The 1027-nt window shown below is 71.6% G+C and carries 1 protein-coding gene; it reads left to right on the top strand.

Translation table 11 applies throughout. The annotated features are described in order from the left end of the window. On the top strand, positions 1-935 hold a 935-nt coding region (gene ribA / locus ACWDS7_RS48700), incomplete at its 5' end, for a GTP cyclohydrolase II (RefSeq protein WP_451934863.1). Between the last annotated feature and the right edge of the window lie 92 nt (positions 936-1027).

Below are 1027 nucleotides of genomic sequence, written 5' to 3'. Positions count from 1 at the left end.
ACGGGGTGAGCACCGGCATCTCGGCCTCGGACCGGGCCAAGACGATCCGCACCCTGTGCGACTCGGCGACCGAGCCGTTCGAGCTGGTCCGGCCCGGCCACGTGTTCCCGCTCCGCTACCGCGAGGGCGGCGTGCTGGTCCGGCGCGGCCACACCGAGGCGGCCGTGGACCTGGCCAGGCTCGCGGGGCTGAGCCCGTCCGGCTCGCTGGCCGAGATCGTCAACGACGACGGGACCATGAAGCGGCTGCCGGAGCTGCGCGAGTTCTGCGACGAGCACGACCTGGCACTGGTCTCGATCGACCAGCTCGTGGAGTTCAGGCGGCGCAGCGAGCGGATGGTGACCCGGGTCGCCGAGACGCGCCTGCCGAACAAGTACGGGGTGTGGCGCGCCTACGGCTACGCGAGCGCGCTGGACGGCGGCGAGCATGTGGCGCTGGTCTACGGCGATCTCGAGGACGGGGAGAACATCCTGGTCCGCGCGCACTCCGAGTGCCTGACCGGGGACGTGCTGGGGTCGCTGCGGTGCGACTGCGGGGTCCAGCTCGACCACGCGATGTCGGAGATCGCCGCCGAGGGCCGGGGCGTGGTCGTCTACCTGCGCGGGCACGAGGGTCGCGGGATCGGCCTGCTGGCCAAGCTCAAGGCGTACAGCCTGCAGGACGACGGCAGGGACACCGTGGACGCCAACCTGGAGCTCGGGCTGCCGGTGGACGCCCGGGAGTTCTCCAACGCCGCCCAGATCCTCGCGGAGCTGGGCGTCAAGTCGGTGCGGCTGCTGACCAACAACCCGGCCAAGCTGCGGGGTATGGACGGATACGGCATCAAGGTGCTCGGCCGCGAGCCGATGCCGGTGGCGGCGAACCCCTACAACGAGAAATATCTGGCGGCCAAGCGCGAGCGCCTCGGCCACGACATCCACGAGGAGAACGCATGATCAGGCAGGACGCGCCCGCCCAGGCGCACCCCGGACCGCTGGGCGGGGGGCCGGCGGACCTGGACGCGTTCCTGAAGCTGGTGAAGGCCGGG

Source organism: Streptosporangium sp. NPDC003464, assembly GCF_053588315.1.
The sequence above is the reverse complement of the archived record's forward strand: the minus strand, read 5'-3'. Positions and strand labels throughout refer to the sequence as shown.